Below are 16,627 nucleotides of genomic sequence, written 5' to 3'. Positions count from 1 at the left end.
GGGAAGGTCGCGGGCTGTGCCACCATCGGGGATCGCCCATGACTGATGACACCCGTTTGCCCGCCGAGCCCACCCTGGGTGAGCTGGCCCTCGACGACCGCGCGGCGCTGCGCCGCGTCGCGGGAATGTCCACCGAACTCGAGGACATCTCCGAAGTCGAGTACCGTCAACTTCAGCTGGAACGCGTTGTGCTGGTGGGGGTTTGGACCGACGGCAACACCGTCGACGCCGAGGCCAGTCTGGCCGAGTTGGCGGCGCTGGCCAAGACCGCCGGCTCCGAGGTGCTCGAGGGACTGATTCAGCGTCGCGACAAGCCGGACCCCTCGACCTACATCGGCTCCGGCAAGGCCCAGGAACTGCGCGAGGTGGTGCTGGCCACCGGTGCCGACACAGTCATCTGCGACGGCGAACTCTCGCCCGCCCAGCTGACCGCGCTGGAGAAGGCCGTCAAGGTCAAGGTGATCGACCGCACCGCGCTGATCCTCGACATCTTTGCCCAGCACGCCACCAGCCGCGAGGGCAAGGCGCAGGTGTCGCTGGCCCAGATGGAGTACATGCTGCCCCGGCTGCGCGGCTGGGGTGAGTCGATGTCCCGGCAGGCCGGTGGTCGCGCGGGCGGCGCCGGGGGCGGGGTGGGTACCCGCGGACCGGGCGAGACCAAGATCGAGACCGACCGCCGTCGCATCCGGGAACGGATGTCCAAGCTGCGTCGTGAGATCAAGGAAATGAAGAAGATCCGCGATACCCAGCGGGGTGGCCGCCGCCGCAGCGATGTGCCTTCGGTCGCGATTGTCGGCTACACCAATGCCGGCAAGTCCAGCCTGCTCAATGCGCTCACTGGCGCCGGCGTCCTGGTGGAGGACGCACTGTTCGCGACCCTCGAACCGACCACGCGCCGCGGCGAGTTCGACGACGGTCGCCCGTTCGTGTTGACCGACACCGTGGGCTTCGTGCGGCATCTGCCGACCCAGCTCGTCGAGGCCTTCCAGTCCACTCTGGAAGAGGTGGTGGACGCCGACCTGCTGGTGCACGTCGTGGACGGTTCGGACGCCAACCCGCTGGCCCAGATTTCGGCGGTGCGTGCGGTCGTCGGCGAGGTCATCGCCGACCGCGACGGTCAGCCCGCGCCGGAGTTGTTGGTGGTCAACAAGATCGATGCCGCCGACGAGTTGGCGTTGGCAAAGCTGCGGCGCGCGTTGCCGGCGGCGGTGTTCGTTTCCGCGCACACCGGCGAGGGGCTGGACCGGCTGCGGCAGCGGATGGGGGAGTTGGTCGAGCCCACCGATGTCTCGGTGGATGTCACCATCCCCTACGAGCGTGGCGACCTGGTGGCCCGGATGCACGAGATCGGGCGCATCGATGCGACCGAACACACCGCGGCCGGCACCCGGATCAAAGGACAGGTCCCGGCCGGGCTGGCCGCGAGCCTGCGCGGGTTCGCCACCGCCTAGCCCCGGGGCAAAATCGAAATCAGGTTCTCATTCTAGTACGCTGCCCGGAGACGCGAAGGGACGGCGGACATGGGCCTGCGAGGTGAAGCCGCGATAGTCGGTTTCCACGAGCTACCGGCGGAGCGCAAACCCGCTGGTAAGCCGGAATTCCTGCTGGAACAGTGGGCGCGGCTGGCCGCGGCCGCGGTGGCCGATGCCGGGCTGCGCGTCGAAGACGTCGACGGCCTGGTGACCACCGGGATCTTCGAATCGGAGCTCTTCGTCCCCTCCACGGTGGTCGAATATCTGGGGCTGAAGGTGAACTTCGCCGAGTATGTGGACCTCGGCGGTGCCAGCGCGGCCGCCATGGTGTGGCGCGCCGCGGCCGCCATCGAGTTGGGCATCTGCGAGGCGGTGCTGTGTGCGATCCCGGCGAACTACCTGACGCCGATGCATCCGGAGCGGCTGCCCAACATGGGGGATGCGCTGCACTTCGGCGCGTCCAGCTTCCGCTACGGCTCCCCGCAGGCCGAATTCGAGATCCCGTACGGCTACCTCGGCCAGAACGGGCCCTATGCGCAGGTTGCCCAGATGTACTCGGCCGCTTACGGATACGACGAGCGCGCGATGGCCAAGATCGTCGTCGACCAGCGGGTCAACGCCAACCACACGCCCGGCGCGGTGTTCCAGCACAAGCCGCTGACCGCCGAGGACGTGCTCGCCAGCCCCGTCATCGCGGCCCCGCTGCGGATGCTCGAGATCGTGATGCCGTGCATGGGCGGATCGGCCGTGCTGGTGACCAACGAGCGCCTGGCGCGCACGGGTCGACATCGCCCGGTGTGGATCAAGGGCTTCGGCGAGCGGGTGCCCTACAAGTCCGCGGTGTACGCCGAGGAGCCCCTGAACACCCCGATGCAACACATCGCGCCGAAGGCGTTCGCGATGGCCGGCCTGACCCCGGCCGAGATGGACATGGTGTCGATCTACGACTGCTACACCATCACCGCGCTGCTGACGCTCGAGGACGCCGGGTTCTGCGAAAAGGGCAAGGGCATGCAGTTCGTGAACGGGCACGACCTGACGTTCCGCGGCGACTTCCCGATGAACACCGCCGGCGGTCAGCTGGGCTACGGGCAGCCCGGCAACGGCGGCGGCATGCACCACGTCTGCGACGCCACCCGGCAGCTCATGGGCCGGGCCGGCCGAACCCAGGTCGCGGACTGTCACCGCGCGTTCGTCTCCGGCAACGGCGGCGTGCTCAGTGAGCAAGAAGCCCTTGTCCTGGAAGGGGATTAACAGCGATGACGACAGCTTCCGCGCGGCCGATGCCGCTGCCCACCCCGACCTCGCAGCCGTTCTGGGACGGGTTGAGCCGGCACGAGGTGTGGATCCAGTTCTCGCCCTCGCTGGACCGCTACGTGTTCTACCCGCGCGTGCTCGCCCCCGGCACTCTGGCCGACGACCTGCAGTGGCGCCAGATCTCGGGGGCGGGGACCCTGGTCAGCTTTGCCGTCGCGCAGCGGCCGGTGGCACCGCAGTTCGCCGACGCCGTCCCGCACCTGGTGGCCGTGGTGGCCTGGGACGAGGGCCCGCGGTTCGCCACCGAACTGGTGGACGTCGAACCCGCCGAGGTGGCGGTCGGCATGGCCGTGACGCCGGTGTTCGTGGACTGCACCGACAGCGGGGTCACCCTGCTGAAATACACCGCCCGGCGATGAGGGGACCCACACCGTGGCACTGGCGCTGACCGACGAGCAGACCCAGCTGAGCGAGGCCGTGCTCGGCTTCGCCCAGCGCCATGCACCGCTGACCAAGACCAGGGCCGAATTCGACGGGTTGGCCGCCGGGGCCCGCCCCGACTTCTGGGCGGCGTTGGTGGCCCAGGGATTTCACGCCGTGAACCTGCCGGAGTCGTGCGGCGGGCAGGGCGGCGATCTGCTCGATGCGGCCTGCGTCCTGGATGCGGCCGGATATGCGTTGCTGGCCGGTCCGTTGTTGCCGACCATGGTCGCCGGCGCGGTCGCGGCCACCGCTGCCCCCGGATCCGCGGTGGGAGCGCTGCTCGCCGATATCGCCGCCGGCAGCACGGCCGTGGTGGTGCTGCCCGAGGCCGGACAGCTCGAAGCGGCGCCGGTGGACGGGGGTTGGTCGCTGCGCGGTGCCGTCGGCCCGGAGGTGGGGCTGCGCGCCGCGGACCGGATCCTGGTGAGCGCCCGTACCGCGGCCGGGGCCGTGCTGTGGGCCGTGCTGGACGCGTCCGCACCGGGCCTGCAGAGCAGCGCCGTGTCCGCGACGGACCTGACCCGCGACGTGGGTGCGCTGCGCGTCACCGATCACCTGGTGCCCGGCGCCGACGTCATCGAGGGCATCGATGCGGGACGGGCGCGCTGCATCTCGGTGGCGCTGCTGGCGGCCGAGGCCGCCGGCATCGCTCGCTGGTGCGCCGACAACGTCATCGACCATCTCAAGGTGCGCGAACAGTTCGGCAGACCCATCGGCGCCTTCCAGGCATTGCAGCACAAGGCCGCCCGGCTCTATGTGGACGCCGAGTTGACCGCGGCGGCCGCGTGGGACGCCGTCCGGGCCGTCGCCCAGTCGGCGGAGCAACTGCAGGTCGCCGCGGCGGGGGCGGCGATTGTCGCCAACGCCGGGCTGCCCGATCTGGTCTTGGACGCGCTGACGATGTTCGGTGCGATCGGCTACACGTGGGAACACGATCTGCACCTGTACTGGCGGCGCGCCATCAGCCTGGCGGCGCTCAGCGGTCCGGCCGGCCGCTGGGCGCGCGCGCTCGGCGAACCCGGTTGCGCACCGCGTGACTTCTCGGTCACCCTGCCGGCTGCCGAGGCCGAGTTCCGGGCCGCGGTCGTCGAAACCCTGGACCGCGCCGCCACCTTGAGCAATGCCACGCCCGGCCGCCAGAGCCCGGATTACCTCAACCTGTACAGCGGTGACCAGCGCGATGTGCTGGCAGCCGCCGGGCTGCTGGCCCCGCATCTGCCGGTGCCGTGGGGGCTGGACGCCACGGCCATGCAGCAGTTGATCATCGCCGAGGAGTTCGACAAGCGTCCGCAGGTGGTCCGGTCCTCGCTGGGCATCGCCGAATGGATCCTGCCGACCATCCTGGCGTCCGGGTCCGAGGAGCAGAAGCAGCGGTTCGCCGATCCGATCCTGCGTGGCACCGTGGCCTGGTGTCAGCTGTTCAGTGAGCCCGCGGCCGGGTCGGACCTGGCGGCGCTGAGCACCCGCGCCACCCGTGTCGACGGCGGCTGGCGGGTGAACGGTCAGAAGGTGTGGACCTCCTCGGCCGACCGCGCCGACTTCGGTGCGTTGCTGGCCCGCACCGATCCGGACGCCCCGAAACACCGCGGGATCGGCTACTTCCTGCTCGACATGACCACGCCGGGTATCACCGTCCGGCCGCTGCGCACCGCAACCGGCGAGGCGCACTTCAACGAGGTGTTCCTCGATGACGTGTTCATCCCGGACGACATGCTGGTCGGCGGACCCGCCGACGGCTGGTCGCTGGCGGTGGCGACGATGGCCAGTGAACGCGCGGCCATCAGCGGCTATCTCAAGGACGACCGGGAAGCCGTGCTGCGGGCGTTGAGCGAGGATCCGGCCGTCGACCGCGACGACGTGGTGCGGGTGCTGGGGGAGATCCGCGCCGCCACCAACGCCGTGGCCGCGCTGGGCCTGCGGGACACCCTCAACCGGCTCGCCGGGCACTCGCCCGGACCGGCCACCAGTATCGCCAAGGTCGCCACGGGGGTCATCCTTCGCCGCATCGGCACGGCGGCAATGGAATTCGCCGGGCGCACGTCGCTGATCGCGGGTCCGGAGGCGACGGCGGTGGCGCACACCCTGCAGTTGCCGGCCGAACTCATCGGCGGGGGAACCATGGAGGTCCAGCTCAACATCATCGCGACCGTGATCCTGGGACTCCCGCGGAAATGAAGCAGCCGGCCGCGTCCCCGGGGCCCGCAGCGGACGGGTCCGACCTGCCGGCCTACAAGCGGGCCCGCCGGTCGCAGATCGTCGCCGCCGCGCTGGCGGCGCTCAAGAAGCAGGACTACGACCAGATCCAGATGCGCGATGTCGCCGAGGACGCGCAGGTGGCGCTGGGCACCCTGTACCGCTACTTCAGCTCCAAAGAGCACGTCTACGCCGCGGTGCTGCGGGAATGGGCGCGGCCGGTGTTCGAGGCCGACGCCACCGGCGCCGGCGGGGCCGAAGCGCGGGTGCGGGCCAAGGTCACGGCCATCCTCGCCAGCTTCGAACGGTGGCCGGGCTTCTTCAAGGTCTGCATGGTGCTGCAGAACTCGACCGACGCCCAGGCGGCGCAGATCATGGACGAGTTCTCGGGGGTGGCCGTGGCCACCCTGGCCCGCGATTTCGCGGCCCTCGGCGAGCAGCAGGCCGCCGACGCGGCGCTGATGTTGTGGGCCGTCATCAACACCGTGCTCTCGGCGGTGATCATGCGGGGCTATCCGATGGCCGACGCCGTCCGGATAAGCAACGCCTACGTCGACCTCGTCGCGCCCCGGTTGGCGGCCGCGGAAGCCCGCTGACCGATTTTCAACCAACCACCCGGTTGAGATATCGTCGTGGCACGAGTTTTCGCGTTTTGATCAAACTTTCCGGAGGTCCCGTGAGCAACGCCACGATGTACGAGCGCACCCTGTTCGAGCCCGAGCACGAACTGTTCCGCGAGTCCTACCGGGGCTTCCTGGACAAGCACGTCGCCCCGTTCCACGAGCAGTGGGAAAAGGACAAGATCGTCGACCGCAATGTCTGGCTCGAGGCGGGCAAGCAGGGCTTCCTCGGGATGGCGGTGCCGGAGGAGTACGGCGGCGGCGGCAACGACGACTTCCGGTACAACACGGTGCTGGTCGAGGAAACGACCGCCGCTCGCTACAGCGGGCTGGGCTTCTCGCTGCACAACGACGTGGTGCTGCCGTACCTGTTGCGGTTGACGAACGAGGAGCAGAAGCAGCGCTGGCTGCCCAAGTTCTGCAGCGGAGAGCTGATCACGGCGATCGCGATGACCGAACCGGGCACCGGCAGCGACCTGCAGGGCATCAAGGCCCGTGCGGTCAGGAACGGCGACCACTACATTCTCAACGGTGCGAAGACCTTCATCACCAACGGTATCCACTCCGACCTGGTGATCGTGGTGGCGCAGACCGATCCGGACAAGGGTGCCCTCGGGTTCTCGCTGCTGGTCGTCGAGCGCGGCATGGCCGGCTTCGAGCGCGGCCGCCACCTGGACAAGATCGGCCTGGACGCCCAGGACACCGCCGAGCTGTCCTTCACCGATGTGAAGGTGCCGGTGGAGAACCTGCTCGGCGAGGAGGGCCAGGGTTTCGTCTACCTGATGCAGAACCTGCCCCAGGAGCGCATCTCGATCGCCGTCATGGCCATCTCGGCGATGGAAGCGGTGCTGAACGCCACCGTGCAGTACACCAAGGAGCGCAAGGCGTTCGGCAAGCCCATCGGCAGCTTCCAGAACACCCGTTTCGTGCTCGCCGAACTGGCCACCGAGACCACCGCGGTCCGGATCATGGTCGACGAGTTCCTGAAGCTGCACCTCGAGGGCAAGCTCACCGCCGAGCAGGCCGCGATGGCCAAGTGGTATTCGACCGAAGCTCAGGTCAAGCTGATCGACCGTTGTCTGCAACTGCACGGCGGTTACGGCTATATGCGCGAATACCCGGTGGCGCGCGCTTATCTCGACGCGCGGGTGCAGACCATCTACGGCGGTACCACCGAGATCATGAAGGAAATCCTGGGTCGCAAGCTCGGTGTCTGACGCCGCCGGAATTGCCCGGCGGTGAACAAAACCATCGGATATCAATAACGCGCAGAACGGTCGCGGCTCCACGTTATTTGCGACAGCTGTGGGTATTGTCTGCAAAATGACCTCTATATGGCCTCAAGCTGCGTCGATTCGGAAGTGGCGCTGATGAGGCCGGTGGTGGGCGCAATATGGCGACATGCAGCGGTCGGGGAGCGTGGGTGAGTTTGATGACACGACAACGAATGTCATTCGGCATTGTCGGCCGAGCGGCAATGGGCCTGATCGTCGCGGTCGCAACCGCGGCGTTGTATGCGCCGATTGCCAATGCGTCGCCGGAGACCGACGCTGCGGACGCCATCAATGCGGCCTGGAGCGCCGCCGGTGGGGACACCTCTCAGTTGGGTCCGCCCGACGGCGGTGTCTACCCGGCCGGCGAGGGTTTCGGACAAAATTACGCGGGCGGCGCCATTTTCTTCTCGCCGGCCACCGGTGCGAAGATCATGCACGGCGCAATTCTCGACAAATACCGTGCACTCGGCGGACCCGCCGACAGTGATCTCGGCTTCCCCAAAATTGACGAGGGGCCGGGCCGCGTCAGCCCCGAGAGCCGCAACTCGACTTTCAGCGCGGCCGACAATCCGGTGATTTTCTGGACCCCGGAAACCGGTGCCTGGGTGGTTCGGGGCGCGATCAACGCCGCATGGGATCAGCTCGGCGGGTCCTCCGGCGTGTTGGGCGTGCCGACCGAGGACGAGACCTACAGCGGTGACGTGGTCTCGCAGCGCTTCACCCGCGGACTGCTGTCGTTCGACACCCGGACGCGGACCTTCGCCACCGAGCCGCCCGAACTGGCGGGTCAGCTGGGTGGTCTGAACATCCCCTCGGATGTGACCTCGGCGATCGCGGCGGCCTGGCGGGCCAACGGCGGCGCGGCCGGGCCACTGGGTGCGCGCGCGGGGCAGCAGTACCCGATCGGCGACGGCGGGACCGGACAGGACTTCGCGGGCGGCAAGGTCTTCTACACGCCCGAGACCGGGGCCGTCGCCGTGACCGGGGACATCCTGGCCAAGTACGAATCCGCGGGCGGTCCCGCCGGCGACTTCGGTTTCCCGGTGGGCAGCGAGACCGACGGCGGTGTCCCGGACAGCCGCATGCAGGAGTTTTCCGCACCCGACCATCCGGTCATCTTCTGGACCCAGGACCACGGCGCGGTCATTGTCGGCGGCGCGATGAAGGCGGCGTGGGACAAACTCGGTGGGGCCGCCGGCGAGCTGGGCGTGCCGGTCGGCGATCAGAACACCGAGGGCACCGTCGTCACGCAGCAGTTCAGCGGCGGCGAGATCTCGTGGGACAGCGCCAACAACACCTTCAGCAGTGAGCCGGCCAACCTCGCCGAACCGCTCGTCGGTCTCGAGGTGCCCAACGCTCCGGTGCCCAGCACCCCGGCCACCCCGCCGGCCCCGGCGGAGGACAGTGGGATTGCCTGGCAGAACTGGTGGCTGTGGTGGATCGTGCCGCTGGCGCTGCTGATCCTGGGCTCCCTGTACGCGTGGTTCGCGATGAGCCGGCGCCGCTCGGCACGGTCGGCAGCCGAGGCCGAGGACGACGAGGACGTCGAGCCGGAGTCGCGCTACCGGCCCGGCTACGACGACGGCTACGCCGACCGCGACCCGGCGGCCGAGGTGCACGAGGACCGCCACGACGAGGACGACGACTTCCAGTCCGAACGCAGCCGCTGGTCGGTGCGGTCCGAGGTCCCCGAAGCCGATGACGACGGCTACGACGATGGCGGCTACGACGACGGCGGCTACCTGGCGCCGCCGCGCTCGGGATGGTCGGATCGCGGGGAAACACCCGCCCGTTTCGACGACCCCGACGACGGTGGTCTGTTCACTCACCGGGGATTGCACGAGACCGACGAGGACGAGGACCCCGACGCCGTCGACACCGCGCCAACTCGGGTGGTGGGTGCCGTCGATACCGAGCAGCAGCCGGGTCGCCACGCGGCCTACGGCGCCGATCAGCGCCGCTCGTCCTGGGATGCGCCCGAGGACGACGACTACCTGCCCGGACCGGGCTCGCTGTTCGCGCCCGTGTACGGCGCGGTGCCGCCACCGCCCGCCGAATACTCCGAGGGCGCCCGGTTCACCCAGCCGGCCGAGGACGAGGCAGTCGCCGAGGAGCGCGACGACGACGCCGGCCAGGACGCCGGGGCCCCGCCGGCGATCCACCTGCCGCTCGACGACCCGCATCGGGCACCGGATGGTTACCCCATCAAGGGCAGCATGCGCACGGGCCGGTACCACGTCCCCGGCACGCCGGGCTATGACGAGACGGTCGCCGAAATCTGGTTCGCCAGCCCGGAATTGGCCGAGGCGAACGGGTTCAGCCGGGCCGACTAGACCCGTCGGCCCGGGTCAGATCTTGCGGATGACGGTGACGACCTTGCCCAGGATTGCGGCATCGTTGCCCGAAATCGGCTCGAACGCCGGATTGTGGGGCATCAGCCACACCTGATCAGTGGTGCGCTTGAAGGTCTTGACGGTGGCCTCGCCGTCGATCATCGCCGCGACGATGTCGCCGTTCTCGGCGACGTTCTGCTGCCGGATGACCACCCAGTCGCCGTCGCAGATCGCCGCGTCCACCATTGACTCGCCGACGACCTTGAGCAGGAACAACGACCCCTCGCCGACGAGTTCGCGCGGCAGCGGGAAGACATCCTCGACGGCCTGTTCGGCCAGGATCGGCCCACCGGCGGCGATCCGGCCGAGCACCGGCACGAAAGTGGGCTCGGGCAACGCGTCGGAGCCGGCGACCTCGGTCACCGCGGCCGGCGGCGTCTCATCGAGTCCGCGGACGTCGACCGCGCGCGGCCGGTTGGGATCGCGGCGCAGGTAGCCCTTGCGTTCCAGGGTGCGGAGTTGATGGGCCACCGACGAGGTGGACGTCAGACCGACCGCATCGCCGATCTCGCGGATGCTGGGCGGGTAGCCGCGGGTGGTGACAGAGGAACGGATCACCTCGAGGATGGTGCGCTGCCGTTCGGTGAGCGCGGTGTCGCGCACGCCACGCTTGGCGTCGCTGCCCGGTTTGGAGTCTGCGGAGGTGCTGCCGGTCTCGGTGTCAGCCATGGGGCTGAATTTAGTCCTCCGGCGGCCAAGAATCAAACATGTGTTCGAGGTGTGTCTGGGTCGCGTGCGGTCCCCGCGGGATGTCGGTGCCCCGGTTTATCGTTCGGCAACAGTTCGATCACACGTTCGGTTTCGGGCTTCTGTTCGAACAGGTGATCGATTACATTCGAACATAGGAGCGAACGAATGTACGGCTCGCATCGACCGGAAGGATCGGACATGACACGCATCAGCGCTTACCCGGAGACCTGGGAACACCCCCTGAACACCGGTTCGTCGGTCGAGTTCGACCCCGCGGGCCGGGCTCGCAGGCGCACGCGGGCCCTGCCGCGGGAGGTCGACGGCAACCGGCCGCGGCCCGCCCGGCCCGCCGTGGCCGGACCGCGCCATCGCGGCACCGGGGTCCGGGTTTCCCGCGCGGTGCACACCCGGCGGCCCGCCAAGGCGATCACGCCGGTCACCGTCGTGGGTCTGGCGCTGCTGGCGGCCCTGATCACGGTCTGGCTCGGCGCGGTGGCGCAGTTCGGTGAGAAGGTCCGCGACGCCTCGGGGTCCGTGCCGAATCAGCTCGGGGTGGTCCAGGTGCAGTCGGGGGAGACGTTGGCGCGGTTGGCTGCCAGGGTGGCACCGCAGGCCCCGGTGAGCAGCGTGGTCGAACGCATTCGCGAGCTCAACGAACTGGACTCGCCGGCCATCGCCGCCGGGCAGACCCTCATCGCCCCGGTGGGCTGAGGCGGTGGCGCTCGACGCGCTGGCCCGGCCACAGCGGGCGCAGGTAGTCTCTGAGTCGAACACGTCATCTCAATGCCGGTGCGATGAAGGAGCGGACATGCACTGTCCTTTCTGCCGGCATCCCGATTCGCGCGTGGTCGACTCCCGCGAGACCGACGAGGGTCAGGCGATCCGCCGACGGCGATCCTGCCCGGAGTGCGGCAAGCGCTTCACCACCGTGGAAACCGCGGTGTTGGCCGTCGTCAAGCGCAGCGGCGTCACCGAGCCGTTCAGCCGCGAGAAGGTGATCAGCGGCGTGCGCCGGGCGTGCCAGGGCCGCCAGGTCGACGACGACGCGCTCAACGTGCTCGCCCAGCAGGTCGAGGACGCCGTGCGAGCCGCGGGTCCGGAAGTGCCGAGCCACGAGGTCGGACTGGCGATCCTGGGGCCGCTCCGGGAGCTCGACGAGGTCGCCTATCTGCGCTTTGCCTCGGTCTACCGGTCCTTCACCTCCGCCGACGACTTCGAGCGGGAGATCCAGGCGTTGCGTCAGCACCGTGAGGGCTTGGCCGCCGGCTGACCTGCGACGCCGACTCAGTCGACGGTGCGTACCCCGTCGTCGACGACGCCGCCGGCAATGCGGACCCACCCCTCGGAGTTCCACTGGGTTTCGATCTCGGAGCCCTTGCCCTGGGTGATCAGCAGATCCCGGCTCAGGTAATCGGTGAGCCGCACCGCCGCTGCGCCGGTGGCCTCGTCCTCAAGCACCCCGAGGCTGTGGGCGAACATCCGGGCCCGGATCCTGCCGGCGTCCCGATCGGTCCACGTCCACAGATAGTGCTCGACGTCGTCGGAGAAGTCATCGGGGTCGGCCGCCGCCAGCTTGTCGACCGAGTCCACATCGTGGATGGCGAATTCGGGTGCCCATCTGGCCCGAGCGCTGATCGCGGTGCGCCGGTGCGGGCCCACGTCGTAGCTGACCTGCACGATGCCGGCCGGGACCTGCAGCGTGTGGATGGCGCAGCCCTGGGACCGAAGCCACCACGCGGCCCCGACGGTCGGGTGGCCCGCGAAGGGGAGTTCGGTCACCGGCGTGAAGATACGGGCGGTGGCAGTGGGCGCGCCGGGGGCGGGAAGGTCGATGAAAACTGTTTCGCTGTAACCCAAGTGGGTGGCCAACCGCTGACGGTCGTCGGGTGCCACCGTGGCGGCGTCGACGACCCCCAGCGGGTTTCCGAAATTTCCGGCCGAGTCGGTGAACACCCGCAACACAGTCACATCGGTACCCATGGCCCGACTCTACTGGGGGAGCGCTGCGGGGTTCGCCCCGTTCGGCTACGGCGTGCTGTCGCCGTCGGAAAACGGGTCGTTGAACTTCTCGTGGGACTGCTGAGCCAGGAACCGCTCGAATTCGGCGCCGAGTTCGTCACCGCTGGGCAGGTCCTCGTCGCGTGCCAGCAGCGACCGGTTCTCCTGCGCCGAGACGAACGCGTCGTATTGGCGCTCGAGCGCGTTGACGACCTGGCCGACCTCGGCGCTGGCCTCGACCTGCTCGTCGATCTTGACCCGGACCTCGGCGGCCGCTTCGTTGAGCGCATGCGTCGGCAGTTCGAGCGACGCCGAACGCGCGACCTCTTCCAGCAGGGCCTGCGCCGCCGCCGGGTAATCGGTCTGCGCAAGGTAGTGCGGCACATGCACGGTGAATCCGACCACCTCGTGGCCGTGCTGGGCCATCCGATACTCGAGCAGGCTCGAGACGCTGCCGGGAACCTGAACCTCGCCGACCCACGGGGTGTGCTCGGCGATGAGCTCACGGTCGTTGGAATGCGCGGTCAGCGTGATCGGCCTGGTGTGCGGCACCGCCATCGGGATCGCGCCGAGCCCGATGGTGCGTCGGACGTCCAACCGCTCGGCCAGCAGGCGCACCGCGCTGATGAACCGCTCCCACTTCAGGTCGGGTTCCATGCCGGCCAGCAGCAGAAACGGCGTGCCGACGCTGTCGTGGAGCGCGAACAAGGACAGCTCGGGGTCCTCGTAGTCGGTGAAGTGGTCGGTCTTGAAGGTCATCAGGGGCCGACGGGAGCGGTAGTCGAGCAGCTCGTCGATCGCGAACGAGGCCACCAGCTCGGTGTCGAGGGTGTCCTTGAGGTGCGCGGCGGCCAACCGGATCGCGTGGCCCGCATCGGAAAACCCTTCCAGGGCGTGGATCAGCACCGGCCCGCGGCCGTCGGCGTTGGACAGCTGCGGCGCGGGGAACTCCAACTCGTACATACCGGTCTGCTCGGGTTGGTCCTGACCTGGTACGTGAGTCATATGTATTCGCCTCCTCGTTACGGCTGGGGCAGCCGTCGGCTGCCGGACCGTTACCTCTAAGTGTCCCCCAGAGCGTCGCGGCAAACACAGCTGGGACCGCGACACACCGGGTCCAACAGATTATCGGGGCGGGGAAGTCCCGATTTCGGCTACCAGCGAACGGCTGTCGGGCCGGGCGTGTCCCTCCGCGGGTGTACTCACAGTTGCGACTTCATCCACACATCGCAGCGATCCGGCCGGTCTCGGGGCCGGTGGTGACGGCGGCGGTTGGGACCGTTCGGGCATGACATCGCAGACCCCTGATTTCGTGTTCAACCGCCCCGCGGCACTGATCGCCGCCCTGCCCGCGGTGCTGGGCTTCGCCCCGGTGAAGTCGCTCGTCCTGGTCGGCATCGACCGCGGCCAGTTGGGCGCGGTCATGCGGGTCGATCTCGGGCCGTGTCTCGATGGGGAGCTGGAACATCTGGTTGATGTCGCGTCGGCGGCACAGACCGATGCGGTCATCGCCGTGATCGTCGACGCCGAGGGCGCCCGGTGCCCGATGTGCAACGACGAATACCAGCAGATGTGCGCGGACCTGGGCGAGTTGCTGGCCGACAACGATGTGCAGCTCACCGCCGTGCACGTGGTCGACCGCATCGCCGAGGGCGGCCGATGGCACTGCGTCGACGGCTGTGGCGCCGGCGGTCGCATCGACGATCCGGGGGCCTCGCCGCTGTCGGTCGCGGCGGTGCTCGACGGGCGACGGCTGTACGGCAGCCGGTCGGAGATGCAGGCCGTGATCGACCTCGACGCCGAACGCGATCAGCCGGCGATCGCACGGGCCGTTGCCGCGCTCGCCGGCGGGGGCGGTGACGCCGCCCGCGCCGCGAACCCCGAGGCGGCGAGTCGCCGCGCACTGGAGGACACCCTGGCCGCGGTGCACCGCGTCGGGGCCGGCGATGTTCTCACCGACGTCGAACTCGCGGCGTTGGCCTACGCACTGACCGACATCACGGTTCGGGACGCGCTCTACGGGCTGGCGATCGGCGAGTCCGCGGATCAGGCGGAGTCGCTGTGGGCGGTGCTGTCGCGGGCGTTGCCGGCCCCGTGGCGTGCCGAGGCGTTGACCCTGCTCGCGTTCTTCGCCTATGTACGCGGCGACGGTCCGCTGGCCGGGGTGGCCCTGGAGCAGGCCCTTTGCATCGACGAGACACACCGGATGGCGGGGATGCTGGACGATGCGCTGCACTCGGGGTTGCGGCCGCAGCACATCCGCCGGCTCGCGCTGACCGGCTACCGGCTCGCCGAACGGATCGGCGTCGGACTCCCGCCGCGCCGGCACTCCGGCCGCGCGGCGGGGTAGCCGCTGCGCGGCGCCGTCAGACCTTTTCCACCTTGACCGCGTGGGCCATCTCGTGGGGCAGGTCGACGTTCTCGTGACCCGGGATCACGATGGTGACCTCCCCGGGTGGGTTCACGATGGCGGTGACGCGGGCGTTGGGCACCACGCCGGCGTCCTTGAGACGGCTGATCAGCATGGTGTCGCCTTGGACGTGTTCGGTCAGTTGGCGCACGACGACCGCGACCGGGGAGCCGGGCGGCAGCTCGGTCAGGCGCACCAGGTTGTAATCCTCGAAGCCGTTCGCGGTGCCGATGCCCAGCTCCGAAAGCCCGGGGATCGGGTTACCGAAGGGGGACACGGTCGGGTTGTCCAGCACGGCCACCAGTCGGCGCTCGACCTCCTCGCTCATCACGTGCTCCCACTTGCAGGCCTCGGCGTGCACGTCTTCCCAGGGCATGCCGATCACATCGACCAGCAGCCGCTCGGCCAGCCGGTGCTTGCGCATCACGGCGACGGCCAGCGACCGTCCCTTCTCCGTGAGTTGCAGATGCCGGTCGCCGGCCACCCGGAGCAATCCGTCACGCTCCATCCGCGATACGGTCTGGCTCACGGTAGGACCGCTTTGTTCCAGCCGCTCGGCAATCCGCGCGCGCAACGGGATCACGCCCTCTTCCTCGAGGTCGTAGATCGTCCGTAGGTACATCTCCGTTGTATCGACTAGGTCGTTCATATGCCACCCTCCGTCCGCCCAAGTCTACTTGGCGAGCTGCGCCAATGGACCTCTAACGTCGCCGCGCCACCCGGATAGCAGTGTGCCCGCCGAGGGGGAGCGGCGGGCACACTGAAGTGCGAGGACGGTTATTCGTTAGCTGGCATACGAACGGAGCCGGTCGGCGCGATCGCCCTGGCGCAGTTTCGACATCACTTCGCGCTCGATCTGACGCACGCGTTCCCGCGAGAGTCCGAAGAGCTTGCCGATCTGGTCCAGCGTGCGCGGCTGGCCGTCGTCGAGGCCGAACCGCAGCCGGATCACCTGCTGCTCCCGCTCGTCGAGCGTGGCCAACACGTGCCGGATGTCGGTGTGCAGCAATTCGGAGATCACCGCGTTCTCCGCCGACAACGCCTCGGCGTCCTCGATGAAGTCGCCCAGCGGCGCCTCCTCGTCGGAGCCCACGGGCATGTCCAGGCTCACCGGGTCGCGGCTGTGCTCGAGCAGATCGTTGATCTTCTCGACGGGAATGCCCGACTCTTCGGCGAGTTCTTCGTCCGAGGCCTCCCGACCCAGCTGCTGGTGCATCTCGCGCTTGATCCGGGCCAGCTTGTTGACCTGTTCGACGAGGTGGACCGGGAGCCGGATGGTGCGGCTCTGGTCGGCCATACCGCGGGTGATCGCCTGCCGGATCCACCACGTGGCGTAAGTCGAGAACTTGAAGCCCTTGGCGTAGTCGAACTTCTCCATGGCCCTGATCAGGCCGAGGTTGCCCTCCTGGATCAGGTCCAGCAGCGGCATGCCGCGGCCGGTGTAGCGCTTGGCCAACGACACCACCAGGCGCAGGTTGGCTTCCAACAGGTGGCTGCGCGCGGCTTGGCCGTCGCGCACCACCTCGGCAAGAGCACGTTTGCGGGTCTCGCCCAGTCGCTTCCGCGTCGCCAGCAGGTGCTGCGCGTACAGCCCAGCTTCGATCCGTTTGGCGAGTTCCACCTCATCGGCGGCGTTGAGCAACGCGGTCTTGCCGATACCGTTCAGATACACCCGTACCAAGTCAGCGGCTGGGCTCTGAGCGTCCAGATCCCCGTCGATCCGGGTTGCGGTGGCATTCGCCATATCGGCCTCCTTAGTGGCTCGAACTGTCAAACGTTCTAACGCCCTAACGGAGCAAAGAGTTCCCACAATGTCGCGGTTTCACACCGTCTGACG

General features: G+C 68.8%; 15 protein-coding genes. 10 read left to right on the top strand and 5 right to left on the bottom strand.

Translation table 11 applies throughout. The features are described from left to right. Nucleotides 1-38: 38 nt before the first annotated feature. The 7 genes from hflX to RCP80_RS15295 all read left to right on the top strand — a co-directional run bounded on the left by hflX (nucleotide 39) and on the right by RCP80_RS15295 (nucleotide 9,632). Entirely contained in the window at nucleotides 39-1,451 is a 1,413-nt protein-coding gene (gene hflX / locus RCP80_RS15325) for a GTPase HflX (protein ID WP_308478486.1), read from the top strand. A gap of 69 nt (nucleotides 1,452-1,520) precedes the next feature. Then, entirely contained in the window at nucleotides 1,521-2,726 is a 1,206-nt protein-coding gene (locus RCP80_RS15320) for a thiolase family protein (protein WP_308478485.1), read from the top strand. A 5-nt stretch (nucleotides 2,727-2,731) separates the two neighbouring features. Continuing rightward, complete coding sequence (locus RCP80_RS15315; RefSeq protein WP_308478484.1) at nucleotides 2,732-3,148, top strand: Zn-ribbon domain-containing OB-fold protein; 417 nt, start codon at nucleotides 2,732-2,734, stop codon at nucleotides 3,146-3,148. Nucleotides 3,149-3,161: 13 nt separating this feature from the next. Next, nucleotides 3,162-5,387, top strand: a complete 2,226-nt coding sequence (locus RCP80_RS15310) for an acyl-CoA dehydrogenase family protein (protein WP_308478483.1) — start codon at nucleotides 3,162-3,164, stop codon at nucleotides 5,385-5,387. Next, on the top strand, nucleotides 5,384-6,001 hold the full coding sequence (locus RCP80_RS15305) for a TetR/AcrR family transcriptional regulator (protein ID WP_308478482.1): 618 nt from the start codon (nucleotides 5,384-5,386) through the stop codon (nucleotides 5,999-6,001). The genes RCP80_RS15310 and RCP80_RS15305 overlap by 4 nt, the downstream gene beginning before the upstream one ends. A gap of 80 nt (nucleotides 6,002-6,081) precedes the next feature. Further along, the gene (locus RCP80_RS15300; protein ID WP_308478481.1) at nucleotides 6,082-7,242 is read left to right on the top strand and encodes an acyl-CoA dehydrogenase family protein; all 1,161 of its coding nucleotides are present in this window, start codon (nucleotides 6,082-6,084) and stop codon (nucleotides 7,240-7,242) included. A 215-nt stretch (nucleotides 7,243-7,457) separates the two neighbouring features. Further along, nucleotides 7,458-9,632, top strand: coding sequence for an LGFP repeat-containing protein (locus RCP80_RS15295; protein WP_308478480.1), 2,175 nt, complete (start codon nucleotides 7,458-7,460; stop codon nucleotides 9,630-9,632). Nucleotides 9,633-9,647: 15 nt separating this feature from the next. Here RCP80_RS15295 and lexA read toward each other — a convergent pair whose 3' ends face one another. After that, the gene (gene lexA / locus RCP80_RS15290; protein ID WP_308478479.1) at nucleotides 9,648-10,361 is read right to left on the bottom strand and encodes a transcriptional repressor LexA; all 714 of its coding nucleotides are present in this window, start codon (nucleotides 10,359-10,361) and stop codon (nucleotides 9,648-9,650) included. A gap of 219 nt (nucleotides 10,362-10,580) precedes the next feature. Here lexA and RCP80_RS15285 point away from each other — a divergent pair, with 219 nt between their 5' ends. Beyond that, a complete protein-coding gene (locus tag RCP80_RS15285) occupies nucleotides 10,581-11,093 on the top strand; it encodes a LysM peptidoglycan-binding domain-containing protein (protein WP_308478478.1) in 513 nt (170 codons plus the stop codon). Between the two features lie 97 nt (nucleotides 11,094-11,190). Next, nucleotides 11,191-11,652, top strand: coding sequence for a transcriptional regulator NrdR (gene nrdR / locus RCP80_RS15280; RefSeq protein ID WP_308478477.1), 462 nt, complete (start codon nucleotides 11,191-11,193; stop codon nucleotides 11,650-11,652). A 14-nt stretch (nucleotides 11,653-11,666) separates the two neighbouring features. Here nrdR and RCP80_RS15275 read toward each other — a convergent pair whose 3' ends face one another. Together RCP80_RS15275 and RCP80_RS15270 are read right to left on the bottom strand one after the other, a co-directional pair. Further along, nucleotides 11,667-12,362: a PhzF family protein gene (locus tag RCP80_RS15275; protein WP_308478476.1), complete on the bottom strand. Its 696-nt coding sequence runs from the start codon at nucleotides 12,360-12,362 to the stop codon at nucleotides 11,667-11,669. 45 nt (nucleotides 12,363-12,407) lie between these two features. Further along, nucleotides 12,408-13,385 (bottom strand): proteasome assembly chaperone family protein, encoded by a 978-nt coding sequence (locus RCP80_RS15270; protein ID WP_308478475.1) that lies wholly within the window; start codon nucleotides 13,383-13,385, stop codon nucleotides 12,408-12,410. A gap of 283 nt (nucleotides 13,386-13,668) precedes the next feature. On the opposite strand from RCP80_RS15270, the gene RCP80_RS15265 reads away from it, so the two are divergent. Beyond that, on the top strand, nucleotides 13,669-14,730 hold the full coding sequence (locus RCP80_RS15265) for a DUF4192 domain-containing protein (RefSeq protein ID WP_308478474.1): 1,062 nt from the start codon (nucleotides 13,669-13,671) through the stop codon (nucleotides 14,728-14,730). Nucleotides 14,731-14,746: 16 nt separating this feature from the next. On the opposite strand, the gene RCP80_RS15260 is transcribed toward RCP80_RS15265, so the two are convergent. After that, complete coding sequence (locus RCP80_RS15260) at nucleotides 14,747-15,439, bottom strand: iron-dependent transcriptional repressor DtxR (RefSeq protein ID WP_308478473.1); 693 nt, start codon at nucleotides 15,437-15,439, stop codon at nucleotides 14,747-14,749. 135 nt (nucleotides 15,440-15,574) lie between these two features. Continuing rightward, entirely contained in the window at nucleotides 15,575-16,564 is a 990-nt protein-coding gene (locus RCP80_RS15255) for a sigma-70 family RNA polymerase sigma factor (RefSeq protein ID WP_308478472.1), read from the bottom strand. Nucleotides 16,565-16,627 lie beyond the last annotated feature (63 nt).

The sequence above is a fragment of the Mycolicibacterium sp. MU0053 genome, from assembly GCF_963378095.1.
GTDB lineage: Bacteria > Actinomycetota > Actinomycetes > Mycobacteriales > Mycobacteriaceae > Mycobacterium > Mycobacterium burgundiense.
This window is presented reverse-complemented; position numbering and strand designations above follow the sequence as displayed.

Excerpts from the sequence above, each read along its gene's own strand:
- RCP80_RS15265 (WP_308478474.1), top strand. The coding sequence starts at position 13,669 with ATGACATCGCAGACCCCTGATTTCGTGTTCAACCGCCCCGCGGCACTG.
- RCP80_RS15260 (WP_308478473.1), bottom strand. The coding sequence starts at position 15,439 with ATGAACGACCTAGTCGATACAACGGAGATGTACCTACGGACGATCTAC.
- lexA (WP_308478479.1), bottom strand. The coding sequence starts at position 10,361 with ATGGCTGACACCGAGACCGGCAGCACCTCCGCAGACTCCAAACCGGGC.
- RCP80_RS15285 (WP_308478478.1), top strand. The coding sequence starts at position 10,581 with ATGACACGCATCAGCGCTTACCCGGAGACCTGGGAACACCCCCTGAAC.
- RCP80_RS15320 (WP_308478485.1), top strand. The coding sequence starts at position 1,521 with ATGGGCCTGCGAGGTGAAGCCGCGATAGTCGGTTTCCACGAGCTACCG.
- RCP80_RS15275 (WP_308478476.1), bottom strand. The coding sequence starts at position 12,362 with ATGGGTACCGATGTGACTGTGTTGCGGGTGTTCACCGACTCGGCCGGA.
- hflX (WP_308478486.1), top strand. The coding sequence starts at position 39 with ATGACTGATGACACCCGTTTGCCCGCCGAGCCCACCCTGGGTGAGCTG.
- RCP80_RS15315 (WP_308478484.1), top strand. The coding sequence starts at position 2,732 with ATGACGACAGCTTCCGCGCGGCCGATGCCGCTGCCCACCCCGACCTCG.
- RCP80_RS15270 (WP_308478475.1), bottom strand. The coding sequence starts at position 13,385 with ATGACTCACGTACCAGGTCAGGACCAACCCGAGCAGACCGGTATGTAC.
- RCP80_RS15305 (WP_308478482.1), top strand. The coding sequence starts at position 5,384 with ATGAAGCAGCCGGCCGCGTCCCCGGGGCCCGCAGCGGACGGGTCCGAC.
- nrdR (WP_308478477.1), top strand. The coding sequence starts at position 11,191 with ATGCACTGTCCTTTCTGCCGGCATCCCGATTCGCGCGTGGTCGACTCC.
- RCP80_RS15295 (WP_308478480.1), top strand. The coding sequence starts at position 7,458 with ATGACACGACAACGAATGTCATTCGGCATTGTCGGCCGAGCGGCAATG.